This window comes from Marinibactrum halimedae, assembly GCF_021234875.1.
In the GTDB taxonomy this organism is placed as follows: domain Bacteria; phylum Pseudomonadota; class Gammaproteobacteria; order Pseudomonadales; family Cellvibrionaceae; genus Marinibactrum; species Marinibactrum halimedae.
This window is the reverse complement of sequence record NZ_JAJQVM010000103.1, coordinates 1-1,112: the sequence shown is the minus strand read 5'-3', so window position 1 is coordinate 1,112 and position 1,112 is coordinate 1. Positions and strand designations below refer to the sequence as shown.

General features: G+C 54.9%; 1 protein-coding gene. It reads left to right on the top strand.

The window, feature by feature from the left end:
- Nucleotides 1-1,112: hypothetical protein (locus tag LU351_RS20475; protein WP_232595941.1), on the top strand; the 1,112-nt coding region annotated here is incomplete at both ends.

Genomic DNA, 1,112 nt, shown 5'->3' with positions numbered 1-1,112 from the left:
GCCGCCAAACTGCGGCAAGCCTTTATCAAAAGCGTGGCGGTGGAATTTATGGTGGAAGAAAACGCCATCAAAAAAGACGTGGGCCAGCTGCTGCTCACCCTGGAACAGCAACAGGCAGAATGGTTGAAAAGTGAGGTGAAACCGCAAGCCAAAGACACCCCGCTGAGTGGCGACGCTCACGCCGAAGCCATGGCCTTGCTGAAAGACCCAAACTTGCTCGAACGTATTCTCACCGACTTCGACCGCTGTGGCGTGGTGGGCGAAAACACCAACAAGCTCGTGGGGTATCTGGCGGCCAGCAGTCGCAAGCTGGAACGGCCTTTAGCCGTGGTGATTCAATCCACCAGTGCCGCCGGTAAAAGCTCATTGATGGACGCCATTCTCAATCTCATGCCCACCACCGAGCGTTTGCAATACTCCGCCATGACCGGCCAAAGCCTGTTCTACATGGGCGAAACCAACCTCAAACACAAAATCTTGGCCATTGCCGAAGAAGAGGGCGCCAGCCACGCCAGCTATGCCTTAAAGCTGTTGCAAAGTGAAGGGGAAATCACCATTGCCAGCACCGGCAAAGACGACGACAGTGGTGATCTCGTCACCAAAGAATACCGCGTCGAAGGCCCGGTGATGCTGTTCTTAACCACCACCGCCATCGACATTGACGAAGAGTTAATGAACCGCTGTTTGGTGCTCACCGTCAACGAAAGCCGTCAACAAACCCAAGCCATCCACGCCGCCCAACGGCAACGGCGCACCCTCAACGGTTTACAGGCCAAGCTGGAAAAAAGCCAACTCACCGAACTGCACCGCAACGCCCAGCATTTATTAAAACCCCTAGCGGTCATTAACCCCTACGCCGATCAACTCACCTTCCTGGATGACAAAACCCGCACCCGTCGTGATCATGAAAAATACCTCACCCTCATCGACAGCGTGGCCCTGCTGCACCAATACCAACGGGACATTAAAAGCCTCAACCACAACGGTAATACCCTCAAGTACATCGAAGTGCAGCTGAGTGACATCCACACCGCCAACCGCCTGGCTCATGACGTATTGGGCCGCACGCTGGATGAACTCCCGGCGCAAACCCGCAAGCTGTTAACACTGAT